Origin of the sequence: Methylobacterium sp. 1030, from assembly GCF_040544715.1 — a bacterium.
Classification (GTDB): Bacteria; Pseudomonadota; Alphaproteobacteria; order Rhizobiales; family Beijerinckiaceae; genus Methylobacterium.
Genome location: NZ_JBEPKM010000009.1, coordinates 40370 through 55358, shown reverse-complemented (window position 1 = coordinate 55358; position 14989 = coordinate 40370). Strand labels below are relative to the sequence as shown.

At 73.9% G+C, this 14989-nt stretch carries 14 protein-coding genes; 7 read left to right on the top strand and 7 right to left on the bottom strand.

Annotated features, from left to right (window positions below; all coding sequences use genetic code 11):
* The first annotated feature begins 9 nt into the window (after positions 1-9).
* The 4 genes from mltA to mltG all read left to right on the top strand — a co-directional run bounded on the left by mltA (position 10) and on the right by mltG (position 4395).
* The gene (gene mltA, locus ABIC30_RS14470; RefSeq protein WP_234083065.1) at positions 10-1188 is read left to right on the top strand and encodes a murein transglycosylase A; all 1179 of its coding nucleotides are present in this window, start codon (positions 10-12) and stop codon (positions 1186-1188) included.
* The gene (locus tag ABIC30_RS14465) at positions 1185-1817 is read left to right on the top strand and encodes a Smr/MutS family protein (RefSeq protein WP_234081231.1); all 633 of its coding nucleotides are present in this window, start codon (positions 1185-1187) and stop codon (positions 1815-1817) included. The genes mltA and ABIC30_RS14465 overlap by 4 nt, the downstream gene beginning before the upstream one ends.
* Positions 1818-1939: 122 nt before the next feature.
* The gene (gene mutM / locus ABIC30_RS14460) at positions 1940-2830 is read left to right on the top strand and encodes a bifunctional DNA-formamidopyrimidine glycosylase/DNA-(apurinic or apyrimidinic site) lyase (RefSeq protein WP_234081233.1); all 891 of its coding nucleotides are present in this window, start codon (positions 1940-1942) and stop codon (positions 2828-2830) included.
* 149 nt (positions 2831-2979) lie between these two features.
* Complete coding sequence (gene mltG, locus ABIC30_RS14455; protein WP_091976715.1) at positions 2980-4395, top strand: endolytic transglycosylase MltG; 1416 nt, start codon at positions 2980-2982, stop codon at positions 4393-4395.
* Positions 4396-4444: 49 nt separating this feature from the next.
* On the opposite strand, the gene ABIC30_RS14450 is transcribed toward mltG, so the two are convergent.
* Complete coding sequence (locus ABIC30_RS14450) at positions 4445-5080, bottom strand: PAS domain-containing protein (protein WP_043712453.1); 636 nt, start codon at positions 5078-5080, stop codon at positions 4445-4447.
* Positions 5081-5433: 353 nt separating this feature from the next.
* Between ABIC30_RS14450 and ABIC30_RS14445 the strand changes: the two genes are divergently transcribed.
* Positions 5434-6291, top strand: a complete 858-nt coding sequence (locus tag ABIC30_RS14445) for a YicC/YloC family endoribonuclease (protein WP_042671436.1) — start codon at positions 5434-5436, stop codon at positions 6289-6291.
* A 64-nt stretch (positions 6292-6355) separates the two neighbouring features.
* On the top strand, positions 6356-7018 hold the full coding sequence (gmk, locus tag ABIC30_RS14440; protein ID WP_020092708.1) for a guanylate kinase: 663 nt from the start codon (positions 6356-6358) through the stop codon (positions 7016-7018).
* A 109-nt stretch (positions 7019-7127) separates the two neighbouring features.
* Here the strand turns inward: gmk and ABIC30_RS14435 are convergent, their stop codons facing one another.
* Positions 7128-7574, bottom strand: a complete 447-nt coding sequence (locus ABIC30_RS14435) for a DMT family transporter (protein WP_020092709.1) — start codon at positions 7572-7574, stop codon at positions 7128-7130.
* A gap of 100 nt (positions 7575-7674) precedes the next feature.
* Here ABIC30_RS14435 and ABIC30_RS14430 point away from each other — a divergent pair, with 100 nt between their 5' ends.
* Complete coding sequence (locus ABIC30_RS14430) at positions 7675-8568, top strand: LysR family transcriptional regulator (protein WP_020092710.1); 894 nt, start codon at positions 7675-7677, stop codon at positions 8566-8568.
* A 5-nt stretch (positions 8569-8573) separates the two neighbouring features.
* On the opposite strand, the gene ABIC30_RS14425 is transcribed toward ABIC30_RS14430, so the two are convergent.
* The 5 genes from ABIC30_RS14425 to rbfA all read right to left on the bottom strand — a co-directional run bounded on the left by ABIC30_RS14425 (position 8574) and on the right by rbfA (position 14886).
* Positions 8574-9167: a biliverdin-producing heme oxygenase gene (locus ABIC30_RS14425; protein ID WP_020092711.1), complete on the bottom strand. Its 594-nt coding sequence runs from the start codon at positions 9165-9167 to the stop codon at positions 8574-8576.
* A complete protein-coding gene (locus ABIC30_RS14420) occupies positions 9164-11776 on the bottom strand; it encodes a histidine kinase dimerization/phosphoacceptor domain -containing protein (RefSeq protein ID WP_331327598.1) in 2613 nt (870 codons plus the stop codon). Before ABIC30_RS14420 ends, ABIC30_RS14425 begins: the two co-directional genes overlap by 4 nt.
* A gap of 84 nt (positions 11777-11860) precedes the next feature.
* The gene (locus ABIC30_RS14415) at positions 11861-13246 is read right to left on the bottom strand and encodes a dihydrolipoyl dehydrogenase (RefSeq protein ID WP_354455685.1); all 1386 of its coding nucleotides are present in this window, start codon (positions 13244-13246) and stop codon (positions 11861-11863) included.
* 128 nt (positions 13247-13374) lie between these two features.
* The gene (gene truB / locus ABIC30_RS14410; protein ID WP_020092714.1) at positions 13375-14391 is read right to left on the bottom strand and encodes a tRNA pseudouridine(55) synthase TruB; all 1017 of its coding nucleotides are present in this window, start codon (positions 14389-14391) and stop codon (positions 13375-13377) included.
* A gap of 66 nt (positions 14392-14457) precedes the next feature.
* Positions 14458-14886 carry a 30S ribosome-binding factor RbfA gene (rbfA, locus tag ABIC30_RS14405; RefSeq protein ID WP_020092715.1) on the bottom strand — a complete coding sequence of 143 codons (429 nt, stop codon included), beginning with the start codon at positions 14884-14886 and terminating at the stop codon, positions 14458-14460.
* Between the last annotated feature and the right edge of the window lie 103 nt (positions 14887-14989).

Here is a 14989-nt window from a genome sequence, read left to right as displayed (position 1 = left end):
GCCGTGCCGATGTCCCGCGCCCGGTCCGGAGCAGTCCCGGCCGCCCTCCTCGCGTCCCTCCTGAGTCATGCCGTGTCCGCCGCGCCGACGGCAGTCGGCGGCGCGGTGCTGACCCCCGTGGCCGCGGCGGACCTGCCGGGCTTCCCCGGCGCGGGGGCTGAGGCGGCGCTCGACGCCTTCCGCCGCGTCTGCGCGGCCCCGCCGCCCGCCCTGCCCCAGCCCGACGGCGTCGCGGGAGATCCGGCCGCCCTCGCCGAGGCCTGCGCGGCCGCCGCCGGCCCCGTGCCCGACGCCGCCGCCTTCTTCCGCGAGCGGTTCGAGGCGTTCCGCGTCGCGCGGCCCGGCGCGGACCGGCCCGGCTTCCTGACCGGCTATTTCGAGCCGGAACTCACCGGCTCCCTGGAGCCCGGCCCGGATTTCCCGACGCCGGTCCTGGCCCGCCCCGATGACCTGATCTCCCTCGGCCCCGGCGAGACCCGCCCGGGGCTCGACCCGGGCCTGCGCGCCGCCCGCGCCACCGCGGACGGCTTCGCCCCCTACCCCGACCGCGCCGCGATCGACGACGGCGCCCTGGGCGCGCGGGCGAAGCCGATCCTGTGGCTGCGCGACGCGGTCGACCTGCTGGTCCTGCAGGTCCAGGGTTCCGGGCGCGTCCGGCTGCCGGACGGGCGCGCGGTGCGGGTGCTCTACGACGGCCGCAACGGCCGCCCCTACACGGCGGTGGCCAAGCTGATCGTCCAAGAGGGCCACCTGCCCCTGGAGGGCCTGACGCTCGCCCGCTGGACCGGCTGGCTGCGCGCCCATCCCGAGACCGCCAAGCGCCTGATCCGCGCCAACGCCTCCTACATCTTCTTCCGCCTCGCTCCGGTCGCGGATCCGGCCCTCGGGCCACCGGGCGCCGCGAACGCCCCCCTCAACCCGGGCCGCAGCCTGGCGGTGGATTCGACCCTCTGGCGGTACGGCCTGCCGTTCTGGCTCGCCGGCCCCCTCCCCGGCGCGACACCAGGTGAGGCCGGGCGCCTCGTCATCGCCGCCGATACCGGCTCGGCGATCGTCGGCCCCGCCCGCGGCGACCTCTTCGTCGGTACCGGTGCGGAGGCCGGCGTGGCCGCCGGCAACCTCCGCGACGCGATCGGCTTCGTGGTCCTGCTGCCGCGCCGCGCGGCTTTGCCCGGAGCCGCGCCGTGAGGGTCCCGCGCCGCGGGCGCCGCCTCACCGCGGGAGAGACCCGCCTCTGGGACGCGATCGCCAAGCTGGTCACGCCGCTGCCAGGCCGCGCCGCCCCGGTGCCCGAGACGCCTCCGCCGCCGGGCCCGACCGCCACCATGCCGGCCCTCTCGGCGCCGATCTTGAAGCCCAGCGCGCCGCCGGCCGCCAAGAGGCCGCGGGCGAAGCACCCGCCGAAGCCGGCTCCGGAGCCGGCGCGCCCGGCCACCGCCGCTCCCTACCAGGCGCCGCCTCAGCGGCACGCGCCGAGTGCCGGGCTGGAGCGGAACGCCAAGCTCGGCCTGCGCCGGGGGCGGCTCGCGATCGAGGCGCGGATCGACCTGCACGGGATGGTGCAGGCCGAGGCCCACGCCGCGCTGACGGGCTTCCTGCTCCGAGCCCGGGCCGCCGGCCATTCCTACGTGCTGGTCGTCACCGGCAAGGGCGGCCCGGGCCCCGCGGACGCCTTCTCCGAGCGGGGCGTGCTCCGCCGCAGCGTGCCGCACTGGCTGCGGGGGCCGGATCTGCGCGGCATCGTCCTCGGCTTCGAGGAGGCCGCCCGCCACCACGGCGGCGGGGGCGCCCTCTACGTCCGCCTGCGCCGGCGGTAGGACGGGTCCGCGCGCGGGACGCGCGGCAACCCGTCCGGATCCGCGCGGTTGCGGCGAGGTCCGATACCGATGATATCCGGGGCGGCGCACGGGGCGCCGCGGACGCAGAAATCGCGAGAGAGATGCCGGAGCTTCCCGAGGTCGAGACCGTGCGGCGGGGACTGGCGCCCGCCCTGGTCGGCGCGCGCTTCAGCCGCGTCACCCTGCGCCGGCCCAACCTGCGCTTCCCGTTCCCCGAGCGCTTCGCCGCCCGCCTCGAGGGGCGGACCGTCACGGGCCTCGCGCGCCGGGCGAAGTACCTCACCGCCGCCCTCGACTCGGGCGAGACGCTGGTCATGCATCTCGGCATGAGCGGCCGGTTCGACGTGGCCCTGCCCGACGGCAGCAACCTGTCGCCGGGAGACTTCTACCTCGAAGGCGCCCAGGGCACGCCCCGGCACGACCACGTGGTCATGGCGATGAACACCGGCGCCACGGTGACCTACAACGACGCCCGCCGCTTCGGCTTCATGGATCTCGTCCCGAGCGCGGATCTCGCGGCCTGCCGCCACTTCGCCCGGATGGGCGTGGAGCCCCTCGACGGGCTGACCGGGGCTGTGATCGCGCAGCTCTTCCGCCACAAGATCGCGCCGCTGAAGGCCGCCCTGCTCGACCAGCGCCTGATCGCGGGCCTCGGCAACATCTACGTGTGCGAGGCGCTGCACCGGGCGCGCCTGCATCCGGAGGCGCCGGCCGGGAGCCTCGCCCGGCCGGACGGGCGCCCGACGCCCAAGGCCAACGCCCTGGCCAAGGCGATCGTGCAGGTTCTCGAGGAGGCCGTGAAGGCCGGCGGCTCGACCCTGCGCGACTACGCCCACACGGACGGCAGCGCGGGCGCGTTCCAGCACGCCTTCCGGGTCTACGACCGGGTCGGCCTGCCCTGCAGCCGGCCGGGATGCGCCGGTGCGATCACCCGCATCGTGCAGGCGAACCGCTCGACCTTCTACTGCGCCACCTGCCAGCCCCCGGGCTGAGCCGCCGATCGGCGCCTATCGCGCCGCGGAACGGCAATTTCGCCACAAACCCGACTAGGGTTACGCCCCTCGACGTGCGCACCCGGTTGCGGGCAGCCGATCCCGGCCCGCGACGCGTGACGGGTCGCGCGGGCCCAGACAGGATCCCGATGTTCTTCCGCCGCTCAAAGACGCCCGCGCCCGAGACCGCCGCGCAGGATCCGACGGACGAGCCCGCCCTGCCGCAGCGGCTGTCGCCGCGCTCGCCCGGCGAGGCGATCAAGCCGACCGTCGCGCCCCCGCCACCGGAGAAGCCCGAGCGCGAGCGGAGCGGCCTCGTGGGCCTGATCAGCGGCGCCCTGACCTTCGCGGTCGTCATCGCCATCGCGGCGATGATCGGGATCACGCTGTTCCAGCGGCAGGTGCGAGAGCCCGGCCCGCTCGCGGCCGACAAGGTCGTGGTCATCCCGACCCACAGCGGAACGGCCGAGATCGCCGAGACCCTGAAGCGCGAGGGCGTGATCGACCATACCGGCCTGTTCGAGTTCGCCGCCCGCTTCGGCGGCCGGCCGGCGCTGCGGGCCGGCGAGTACGTCTTCAAGGCGCACGCGAGCATCTCCGACGCGCTCGACACGATCGCCACGGGCCGGCAGGTCCAGCACGCCATCACCTTCCCGGAGGGCCTGACCTCCGAGCAGATCGTCACCCGCCTCAACGACAACGACGTGCTCGCTGGCGAGATCAACGAGATCCCCCCGGAAGGCTCGCTCCTGCCGGACACCTACAAGTTCGAGCGCGGCGCCACCCGGCAGCAGATCGTCAACCTGATGAAGGCCAAGCAGCGCGAGGTCCTGAACCAGATCTGGCTGCGGCGCAGCGCCGACGTGCCGGTGCGGACCCCGGCCGAGATGGTGACCCTCGCCTCCATCGTCGAGAAGGAGACCGGCCGCGCCGACGAGCGGCCCCGGGTGGCCGGCGTCTTCATCAACCGCCTCAACAAGCGGATGAAGCTGCAATCCGATCCCACGATCGTCTACGGGCTCGTGGGCGGGCGCGGCACCCTCGGCCGCGGGATCCTGCGCTCCGAGATCGACCGGCCGACCCCCTACAACACCTACGTGATCGAGGGCCTACCGCCGGGGCCGATCGCCAATCCCGGCCGCGCCGCCCTGGAGGCGGTGGCCAACCCCTCCCGGACCAAGGACCTGTACTTCGTCGCGGACGGCACCGGCGGCCACGCCTTCGCCGATTCCCTCGAGGCGCACCAGCGCAACGTCGCCCGCTGGCGGGCGGTCGAGAAGAGCCGTCAGGCGCCGCCGGACGCCGTCGACAAGGTCGAGCCGAGCCCGGACTCGACCACGCCGGGCCGCGCCTCGGCCTACGCGCCGGGCGGCGCCCCCGCGGGCAACGGGATCAACACCAACGCGGCCTTCGCCCTGGATACCGGCACACCGGGCACGCGCGCCTTCGACGCGTCCGAGGGCACCCGCCTCGATCCCCTCAAGAACCGCAGCTACGATCTGGGCTCGCCCAAGACGGTCCCGACCCTGAGCGAGCCGGCACCGGCGCCGCGCGGCCGCCGCTAGGCAGCGGCGCCGGTCCGCGCCGCCGGCTTCGGCGCCGTCGGGGCCGCCCTCAATGCGCCCGCGGGTTCCGCGGGCGCCGCGGCGCCTCTGGCGGCTCGCCCGACAGCGAGGCCGCGATCTGCCGTCCCAGCTCGTAGAGCAGCGCCTCGAGCAGCGGCTGCACCCGCGTCGCCTCCCCGGGCCCAAGATCGCCGACCAGCTCCCACAGGCGCATCGCGTAATCGGCCATCCGCTCGACGGCGGTCCCCGGCTCGGTCGGAGCCCCGAGAAAACCGACCGGCGGCTCGTACGGGCCGTCGACCCGGCTGTCGGTGATGTCGATCACGATGCCCCGACCGTAGATGTGCCCGTCCGCGCGGCGCTCGAACCGGCCCCGCGCCAGGACCCAGCGCACGACGCCCGGCGCGGGCACGATGCGGTGCTCCCAGGCGAAGAGACCGCCCTCCTCGCGGACGCGACGGCGCTCGCTCTGGTCCCGGGCGAGGTCCTCCGGGTGGAAGAGCGCGGAGAGCTGCTCCCAGGTGATGCCGTCCGCCGCCTCGGTCTCGGTCAGGCCGAAGATCCGCGCCATCGTCGCGTCCCCGCGCACGCATCCCGTGTGCGGCGCATCCTCCCAGATGCCGACGCCCAGCGCGGACATCCCGAACGGCGTGAGCGCGGTCCTCCCCAATACTGATCGCGGCATGCGCCATCCGAGTTCATGTGCAGACGAGCGGGATTTCGAGCACACCTTCACTGCGGAATGCAACGTCGGCCGCGCGACACGAAAGTGAAAACGTGACCACCGCGACCGCGCGGGCGACGGCGGACGGGGCCCGCGTCGCGGGCGGGCGGCCCTACCGGTCCCAACAGCGTGCCGGGTGCCGCTCGACTGCACGGCGCCGCCCGAGATGGCCGGGCGCGCGGCGCGTCCGACGCGCGCCCGACGCGCCTCGCGACGCGGCGACGGCGGCGACCGGCCTCTTCCCACCGGAGTGATCCGTGCTACAGGCCCCGATCTTCACGGGGACGGGGGTCGGCGTGGCCCAGATCGCGAGCATGACCGGTTTCGCCCGGACGGCGGGCAGTGCCGGACCGGTGCACTGGGCCTGGGAGGTCCGCAGCGTCAACGGGCGCGGCCTCGACGTGCGCACCCGCGTGCCGGCCGGCTATGACGGGCTCGGCGAGACCGCGCGCACCGCGCTCCAGAAGACACTCACCCGCGGGCAGTGCCAGTTGACGCTGACCCTCACCAAGCCGGAGACGACCGCGCGGGTGCGGATCAACGAGACCCTCCTGGCGAGCCTCGCCCAGGCGGTGGCCCGGGTGCCGGTCCCCGAGGGCGTGGCCCCCGCCACGATGGACGGGCTGCTCGGCGTGCGCGGCGTGATCGAGGTCGAGGACGAGGCGGCCGACACCGACACCCTCGCCCGGGACCTGGCCGCGGGCGTGGTCCAGCTGGTCGCGGATCTCGTCGAGGCGCGCCGCGCCGAGGGGCGCCAGCTCGAGCAGGTCGTCACCGCTCAGGTCGACCGGATCGCCGCGCTGACCCAGGCGGCCGAGGAGAACCCGGCCCGCCAGCCCGAGGCCGTGCGGGCACGGCTGGAGGCGGCCGTCGCGGCCCTCGGCGGCAGCGGCCTCGACCCGGACCGCCTGCACCAGGAGGCGATGCTGCTCGCCGGCAAGGCAGATGTCCGCGAGGAGCTGGACCGGCTCCGCGCCCACGTGGCGAGCGCCCGGGACCTGCTGGCGGCCAGTGGCGCGATCGGCCGGCGGCTGGACTTCCTGGCCCAGGAATTCGGCCGCGAGGCCAACACCCTGTGCGCCAAGGCCAACGATATCAGCCTGTCGCGGATCGGACTCGACCTGAAGGCCGTGGTCGAGCAGTTCCGCGAGCAGGTGCAGAACATCGAATGATGCCGGGCACGATGCCGGATCGGGACGTGAGGATACGGATGCGAAACGTCGGGGAGCCACGCGCATGACCGAGCCGGCCGGGAGCGTCTCCGACTCGATCGCGCGGCGCGGGTTGATCCTGATCCTCTCCTCGCCTTCGGGCGCGGGAAAGACCACCCTGACGCGGGCGATCGCGCAGGATCCGAGCTGGGCGCTCGACCTGTCGATCTCGGTGACCACGCGGGGGCGGCGGCCCTCCGAGATCGACGGGCGGCACTACCACTTCATCGAGCGCGAGGCGTTCGACGACCTGCGCGAGCGCGACGACCTGCTCGAATGGGCCGAGGTCCACGGCAACTTCTACGGCACGCCCCGGCGGCCGGTGGAGAAGGTGCTCGGCTCCGGCCGGGACATGATCTTCGACATCGACTACCAGGGCACGCGGCAGGTGCGCTCCAAGCTCGCCCAGGACGTGGTGACGGTCTTCATCCTGCCGCCCAGCATGGCCGAGCTGCGCCAGCGCCTGGAGCGCCGGGCGGAGGATTCCGCCGAGACGATCGAGAAGCGTCTCGCCAACGCCCGGACCGAGATCCAGCGCTGGGTCGAGTACGACTACGTCATCGTCAACGACGATCTGCAGAACGCCTTCCGGGCCCTCCAGGGGATCCTGGCGGCCGAGCGCCTCCGGCGGGCGCGCCGCACCGGCCTCGCCCCCTTCGTCGAGGGCCTGCTGGCCGAGACGCCGTGATCCGGCCCTGGAGCGCTCTCCGCCGAAGTGGATACCGGTCCGGCGCAAGAGAGCGTGTCAAGACAAAGGCTTGGAGCCGTGCTCGGTTGCAGCGCGATCGCGCACGGCTCTAGCGGCGGATCAGCACGACGCCGCCGATCAGGAGCGCGATCCCCAGGAGGCGCGGCAGGTCGACGGGCCGCTGCGCGAGGCCGAGCAGGCCGGCGTGGTCGAACAGCACCGAGGCGACCATCTGGCCCGTGACGAGGAGCGCGAAGAAGGTCGCGGCGCCGAGCTTCGGGACCAGCAGGATCGCGAGGCCGATGAACACCGCGCCGAACAGGCCGCCGCTCCAGGTCCACCACGGGATGCGCTCCGCCACGCCGGCCGTCGGCACCGGGTCGCGCAAGGCGGCGGCGAGGAGCGCCATGCAGGCGAGCCCGACCGCGTAGCTGGAGACGCCGGCCCAGGACGCGGAGTCGAGGCCCGCGCGGAGATTCGCGTTCAGGATCTGCTGCAAGACGAGTCCGGCGCCCGCCAGCACGGCGAGCAGGGCGGAGAGCGCGAAGGCGAGCATTGCGGGACGGGCCTCGGGGTCGGGACGGCGGGCGGCATTGACAACCGTCCCGGCCGATGCCGTCAAATGCCGCGCTGACCCGCGTCCATGCAGTTTCGGCATGATGAACCCCGCACATCTCGACCTCTTCCGCGCCGTGATGCGCCACGGCGGCATGACGCGGGCCGGCGAGGTCCTGGGCATCGGGCAGCCCCATATCAGCCGCGCCATCGCGCAGCTGGAGGCGGCCCTCGGCTTCGCGCTGTTCGTGCGCGGGCACGGCAACGCGTTCCCGACCCCGGAGGGCGAGGCCTTCGCCCAGGAGGTCGCGCAGACCTACGCGGGCCTCGATCACCTGCAGCAGGCCGCGCGCCGGATCCGCGAGCGCGGCACCGGCGGATTGCGCGTCGCCTGCCAGCCCTCCCTGGCCGCCGGATTGCTGCCGCGCGCCATTCGCCGCCTCGACGCGGAATGCCCGGATCTGCGCATCTCGGTCCACGTCCCCAGCCCAGACACGATCTGGTCGTGGACCGCCTCGGGCCAGTGTGACCTCGGCCTCGCCCGGCCGCGCTCCGGCCATGCCGGGGTGAGCGCCGAGCCGTTCCTGCGGGTCGCGGCCGTGTGCGCGCTGCCCCGCGGGCACGCCCTGGTCCGCCGGCGCGTCGTCACGGCGGCGGATCTCGCCGGGGTGCCGCTGATCGCGGCCGGGTCGAGCCCCGTGCAGGCGGCCACCGAGGCGGCCTTCGCGAGCGCCGGCGCGACGCCGCGCTTCGCCCTGATGGCCGAGTACACGGCGGCCCGCTGCGGCCTCGTCGCCGAGGGACTCGGCGCCGCCATCGTCGATCCGGTCCCGGCACGGGCGCTCGGCGGGCTGCCCATCGTGCTGCGGCCGTTCCGGCCCGAGATTCCCATCGAGACGCTGCTGCTCCGGCCGGCGGGCCGGCCACCGGGGCGGCTCGTCGAGCGGCTGATGCTCCATCTGGCGGCGGAGCGGGACGCCCTCGTCGCCGCCTGAGCGGCTCAGGCGGCGGCCGGCAGCTCCGGGACCGGGCAGAGCCACGCGCGCATCGCCGCGAAGGTCGACAAGGCCGCGCCGGTGAGCGCGGCCTCCGCGGCCGGGTCGTCGCCGAACGCGTCCAGGCGCGTGCGGAAGGCGGCCCACATCGCCCCCGCGGCGGGCCCGTGCGCCCGGTAATAGGCGAGCCCCGCGTCGGAGAAGCCGTGCAGGCCGGCGATGTGGCGGCCGATCAGCTGCCCGCCGAGGGTCGATCCCTCCAGCACGTAGAGCGCGCCCGTGGCGGCGGCCGGCCCGCGGAGAACCGGAGCGGCCGGTCTCGGGAGCGCCGCGACCGCGCCGGGCTGAAGGCCGAGATGGACGAGGTCGGCCGCGAGGAGCGCGAGTCGGCGGCGCGGCGCCAGGAACGGCTCGTCGGCGAGCCCGGACCCGATGGCCGATTCCCAGACCGCGTGGAAGCCGTAGAGGCGTCCCAGCAGCTCCCGGTAGCCGCCGAGCGTCGCCACCCGCGCCTGCCAGTCGAGGGACGCCTCCAGCGCCCGGTGGGCCGGATCGGTCGCGGCGCGCAGCCGCGCGTGCAGGCCTTCGCGGGATCTCACGCGGTGATCGTGAAGCAGGCGCCGGGAGTGTTGGCGACGGTGAGCTTGGCGTTGATCTGGTCGAGCATCGCCCGGATCAGCTTCATGCCCAGGCCGGAGCCCTTGCTCCGCGCCTTGGCGTCCGCCCAGTCGTCGGGCAGGCCGGCCCCGTCGTCGCAGACGCGCAGCTGGATCTCGCCGGGGCCGGAGGCCGAGACTCTGACCTCGACGCGGCCGATGCCCGCCGGGTTGGCCGCGTATTTGAAGGCGTTGGTGACGAGTTCCGTGGCGATCAGCGAGAGCGCCACGGCCTTGCGGTAGGGCACCATCAGTCCGGGCTCCGCCGACAGGTCGACCGCGTGCCCGTCGCCGGCCAGCCCCGCGAGGTCGTTGCACAGGCTCTCGATGGTCTGGCCGAGATCGACCTCGTCGAACCGATCCGCCTGGTACAGGCTGTCGTGCACCCGCGCGACGCTCATCACCCGCGCGGAGGTGTCGGCGAAGGCCTGCCGGGCCTCGCCGTCGGCGATCTGGCGCCGCTGCATCTGCAGGAAGGCCGAGACGATCTGCAGGGAGTTCTTGACCCGGTGGTCGATCTCCCGCGTGAGCAGGTCCTTCTGCTCGAGCAGACGCTCCTTTTCGGCGAGCAGGCCGGTGAGCTCGTCGATCTTGCGCCGCTGGCGCAGCACCACGCCCTCGACCGCCTCGGCCAGGGAGCCAGCCAGTTGGACCTGCCATTCCGCGAACGGCGCGGCGAAGCCGGTGCGCTCCTCGACCCAGCGCTCGAACGAGCGGCGGGGCAGCACCGCCACGGGACCGCTTCCGGCGAGCACGGGCTTGCGCGGGTCGCCGCCCCACGTGACCGTGCTGGGCACCTCGGGCCGGAACCAAACCAGCAAGTTCTCGCGCGAATCGTCCACGAAGGCCGCGAGCAGGCCGCTGGCGATCTCGCGATGCGGCCCGGCCTCCGGAAAATCGGCGCCGAAGCTGTCGCTGCTGTAGACGACCTCGCCCTCCGGCACGCGCGCCCGCAGCCAGCTAGCGATCGCCGCCACCATCTCGGCCGGCGGCGTCCGGCCGATCAGCGTGACCCGCTCGCCCGAGACGATGCCGGCGCCGGTGGCGCTGAACAGGTCGAGCAGCGTCGTCGTCCCGGCCGTCAGGGCGGCCACGAAGTCGTCGGATCGCGTCAGGCCGCGCACGAGGCGCCCCTCGACGTCGAGATGCGCCTGCCGCTCGGCCCAGAGGCGGCGCGACTCGATCTCCTGCACCCGCATGGCGAAGGCGTCGGTGAGCACCGTGGCGGCCGCGCGCGTCTCCGGCGTGACGTAGTGCGGGCGGCGGTGGTGGCCGATCATCAGGCCCCACAGCCGCCCCTCGACCATGATCGAGATCGACATGGACCCGTTCACGCCGAGGTTGCGCTGGTACTCCAAGTGGATCGGCGAGAGCGTGCGGTGCTGGGCGAAGGTCAGGTCGATCGGGCCGTTGCCGGCGCCAGGGGCCGAGACCAGCCCGACCGGGACGCTGTCACGGTCGATGACGAAGCGGCTCTTGGCCTTGGTGTAGAGGGCCCGGGCCTGGGCGGGAATGTCGGAGGCGGGGAAACGCAGGCCCAGCAGGCTGCGCGACCAGCCCGGCACCTTGTCCTCGGCCACGGCCTCGCCGTTCCAGTCCGGGTCGAAGCGGTAGACCAGCACCGCCTCGAAGCCGGTCAGGGCCCGGATCTCGAGAGCCGCGATCCGGGCGGCCTCGGCCAGGGTCCCGGCCTCGCGCAGGCGACCGACGGCCAGCTCGGTATCGACCTGACTTGCCGTAGCGAAATCGTCGGCCGAGTCCGGCTCGAGCTCCATCTCGACGATGACGCGGCCGGCATGGGCGTGGACGACGGCGTGATAGGCGCCGCGATCCGGGAAGGTCAGGGTCCGGCGGATGGAGGCGCCGTCCTCGAGGGTCCCGCTCGCGAGCCGCGCGCGGATCGCCGCGACGACCTCCGCCGGCAGCACGTCCGCCAGGGGCCGGCCCGCCAGCGGCGGCTCGATCGGGTCGATGATCTCGTCGACATTGGCCGAGTAGGCCGCGACCAGGAGGGTTCCGGCATCGGCCGCGAGCATCACGGCGTTGGGCTGGATCGAGCCCGGGATGTGGATCGGCTCGCGCTCGCAGAGGCTGGCATCCACCGGCTCGGCGCGCACCCGCCGGCCGATCGCCGCCATCACGGCCTCGCGCGACAGGTCGGCGCCGAGGCTCTCGACGGGATCGATGGTCAGCCACGTCACCGGGCGCGTGCCGCCGATCTGGCCGTGACGCATGTGGATCCGGGCCCGGAGCGGCTGCGGTAGCCGGCCGAAGACGTAGTCGAAGGTCTCGTCCAGGGCGCCGCGGCGCGCGCCCGCGAGGAACCGGCCGCGGAAGCTCGGCACGTTGGTGCCCGGCATCACGTCGCGGAAATAGTCGCGCCCGAGGACGGCCTCGCGCGACAGCCCGGAGATCGCGCTCGCGCCCTCGCTGAAGGCCACGACGGTGCCGGCCGCATCGAGCCCGATCACCCCCTGGTCGAGGCGGTCGAGCGCGTCCGGCGCGATGACGTCGAGATCGACGTCCGTATCGGGGGCCTGGCTGGGCGGCATCAGGAGCGAAACCGGCTCATTCAGACGGGTATGGCGACCGAAATGGCCGAGCGCAATGCTAGTGATGTCAGCAAGATCAACGCCTCAGCTTCTCTGTATGATCTTAGACATAATACTGATAAGCCCTTCTTCAACCGTAGGATGGTACACCGGGCGATCATGCACGGCCTGGGCCGTCTGCTTCTCGGCGACGGCGTACGTGAGCAGGTGCGCGAGGTGTTCCACGGCCGGCCCGAGCATCTCGCCCCCGAGCAGTCGCCCGGACCGATCGGCCCAGATCCGCATGCCGCCGCGGTTCAGTCCCTCCACGCGGGCGCGCCCCTGGTCGGAGAAATCCAGGGCGCCGACGATCCGTCGATCGTCCTCCGGGTCGTAGGGCGCGCCGATCACCGCCGCCTGGGGATGGGTGAAGACCATCGCGAGGCTCGTCCACGGCTCCGGCGTCGCGACCGGGCGGCCCGCCACGAGGGCGGCCGCGTTGGCGCCCGCGATCGTGCCCTGGCGGCTCGCCTCGTGCAGCACCGGTCGCCAGCCGTCGACGTCGCCGGCGATCAGGATCGGTGCCCCGGCGCAGACGAGGCTGCGCCGGTCGAAGTCCGGCACGCCCGTCTCGCCGATTCGAAGGCCGGTCGCCTCCAGCCCGAGGGGCTCCAGGTTCGGAGAACGGCCGGTGGCGGCCAGCACCCGCGCCGCCCGCGTGACCTGGTCGCGACCGTGGCGGTCGACCCAGCCGAGACGCACGCCGTCGCTGTCCGCAACGGCGTCCCGAACCTCGGCGCCGAGGTGAAGATCCATCTCCGAAGCGAAGATCGCGGCGGCCTGCCGGGCGAGGTCGGGCTCGGTCAGGCCGGCGACGGTGTCGCCCGCGTCGATGACCGTGACGGCGACGCCGAGCCGGGCCATGGCCTGGGCGATCTCGATCCCGACGGCACCGGCCCCGAGAACGGCCAGCGAGGCCGGGAGATCGGGGATCTCGAAGAGCGTGTCGGTGGTGAAGACGTGCGCCCCGAGGACCCGCAGGGGCTCCGGGACGATCGGACTCGAGCCCGTGGCGATGACCGCGGCCCGGAAGCGGATCCGGATCGCGTCGTCGATCAGCAGGGTGCGGTCGCTCTCGAACCGCGCCGTGCCGCCGAGGCGCTCGTCTTCGGGGAGATCGTCGAGACCTTCGAGGACGCTGCCGACGAACCGGTCGCGCTCTTCGCGGAGGCGCCGCAGCACGGCGGGCCCGTCCACCGCGACGTCCGGAACCCGGATGCCGAACAGGTCGGCGGTGCGGGCGACGTGGGCGGCGGTGCCCGCGGCAATCAGGAGTTTCGAGGGCATGCAGCCGACCCGCGCGCAGGTCGTGCCGCCGGGGCCGCGCTCGATCAGGACCGACCGCGCCCCCGCCGCCGTCGCGGCGCGATGGGCCGCGATTCCGGCGGTCCCGGCACCGATCACCGCCACGTCGTAGTCGAGTTCACGCATCAGCATTCCGGACCGTCCGCCGGGGCCAAAGCGTCACGGCCCAGGTTCGTTCCGCCTGCGCGCTCTCGTCTCAGCCCGGCCTGGACCGGCCGGGGCCCCGCGCGCTCAGGCGGCGCGGAGCCGGCGTGTCAGGCGCTGCGGCCCGGGGCGGTGCCGCCGAGGTGGAACACCCGGTGCGGGACCAGCTCGCCGCGCTCCACATCTCCTACGGCGACCAGGATCCCGGCGCAGGTCGCGAAGGCCTTGCCCTCCACCGGGGCGTCGCGGCCCCGCAGGATGACCGACTGCCCCCGCATCAGGCGCAGGCCCAGATCGCGCGACACCGCGACCTCCGGGATGGCGTCGAGGGCAGTCTCCACCGGTCGCAGGTAGGCGAGGGCCGCCTCGGGGCTGCCGTCGGTCAGGGCCGAGACCGGGCAGGCCTCGGCTTCCGAGAAGGGGCCGACGCGGGTCCGGCGCAGGGCGGCCACGTGGCCGTAGCAGCCGAGCATCCGGCCGAGATCGCGGGCCAGGGCCCGCACGTAGGTGCCCTTGCCGCACTCGGCCTCGATCACGGTGCGCTCGCCGTCGTGCTCGACGATGGCGAGTCGGTCGATCTGCACCGGCCGGGCGACCAGCTCCACGGTCTCGCCCTCGCGGGCGAGGTCGTAGGCGCGCTCGCCCTGGATCTTGATGGCCGAGTAGCGCGGCGGTACCTGCTCGATCGCGCCCACGAAAGCCGGCAGCGCCGCCTCGACCGCCGTCCGGTCCGGGCGGGCGTCGCTCGTCGCGACGGGACGCCCCTCGGCATCGTCGGTGTCGGTCTCGATGCCCCACTGGACGGTGAACCGGTAGGCCTTGCGGCCGTCCATCACGAACGGGACGGTCTTGGTCGCCTCGCCGAGGGCGATCGGCAGGATGCCGGAGGCCAGCGGGTCGAGGGTGCCGGCGTGGCCGGCCTTCTTGGCGTTGAAGGCGCGCTTCACCACCGCGACCGCGTGGGTCGAGGTCATGCCGACATGCTTGTCGAGGATCACCCAGCCCGAGACGTCCCGGCGCTTCGGCCGGTCCGGACGCGGCCCGCGCTGCGGACGGCGCCCCTCCGGCCCGCGGCGCTCAGCGCTCGGCGGGGGAGCCTGGCGCTCGGCTGGCGGAAAATCTTCCATGGAAACCGTCATGTCCGCGTGTCCCCCGGGGTCGATGCCCCGTCCCTTTCTGCTTGGTATCGGGACTCAATGCCCCGTCCCGGTCTCCGGTTCGTCGTCCTCGGGCCCGGACTCGAGGTCCCGCTGGACCCGCTCGTCCCGCAGCAGCCGGTCGATGCGCGCGGCCTCGTCGAAGGTCTCGTCCCGCCGGAACCGCAATTCCGGCGCGAATTTCAGGTTCACCCGCCGGGCCACCTCCTGGCGCAGCACCTTCCGGTGGCGCTCCAGGGCGGCGATCACCGGCGCCTCGTCGAGGCCGCCGAGCGGCATCACGTAGGCCGTGGCGAGCTTCAGGTCCGGCGACATCCGCACCTCCGGCACGGTCACGACATGCGTGCCGAGCACCGGATCCTGGATATCGCCGCGCTGGAGCACCTCGGCCAGCGCGTGGCGCACGAGTTCGGCCACGCGCTGCTGGCGCTGCGAGGGGCCGGTGGAGGTCGGTTTCTGGGCCATTCTGTCTCGGGCCGGCCCGCCGGAGCGGACGGCGCACGTCCTGAAAAAAGAAAAGACGGCCGCGGCAGGTGCCGCGGCCGCCCTGTCCGGATGAGTCCGGAGC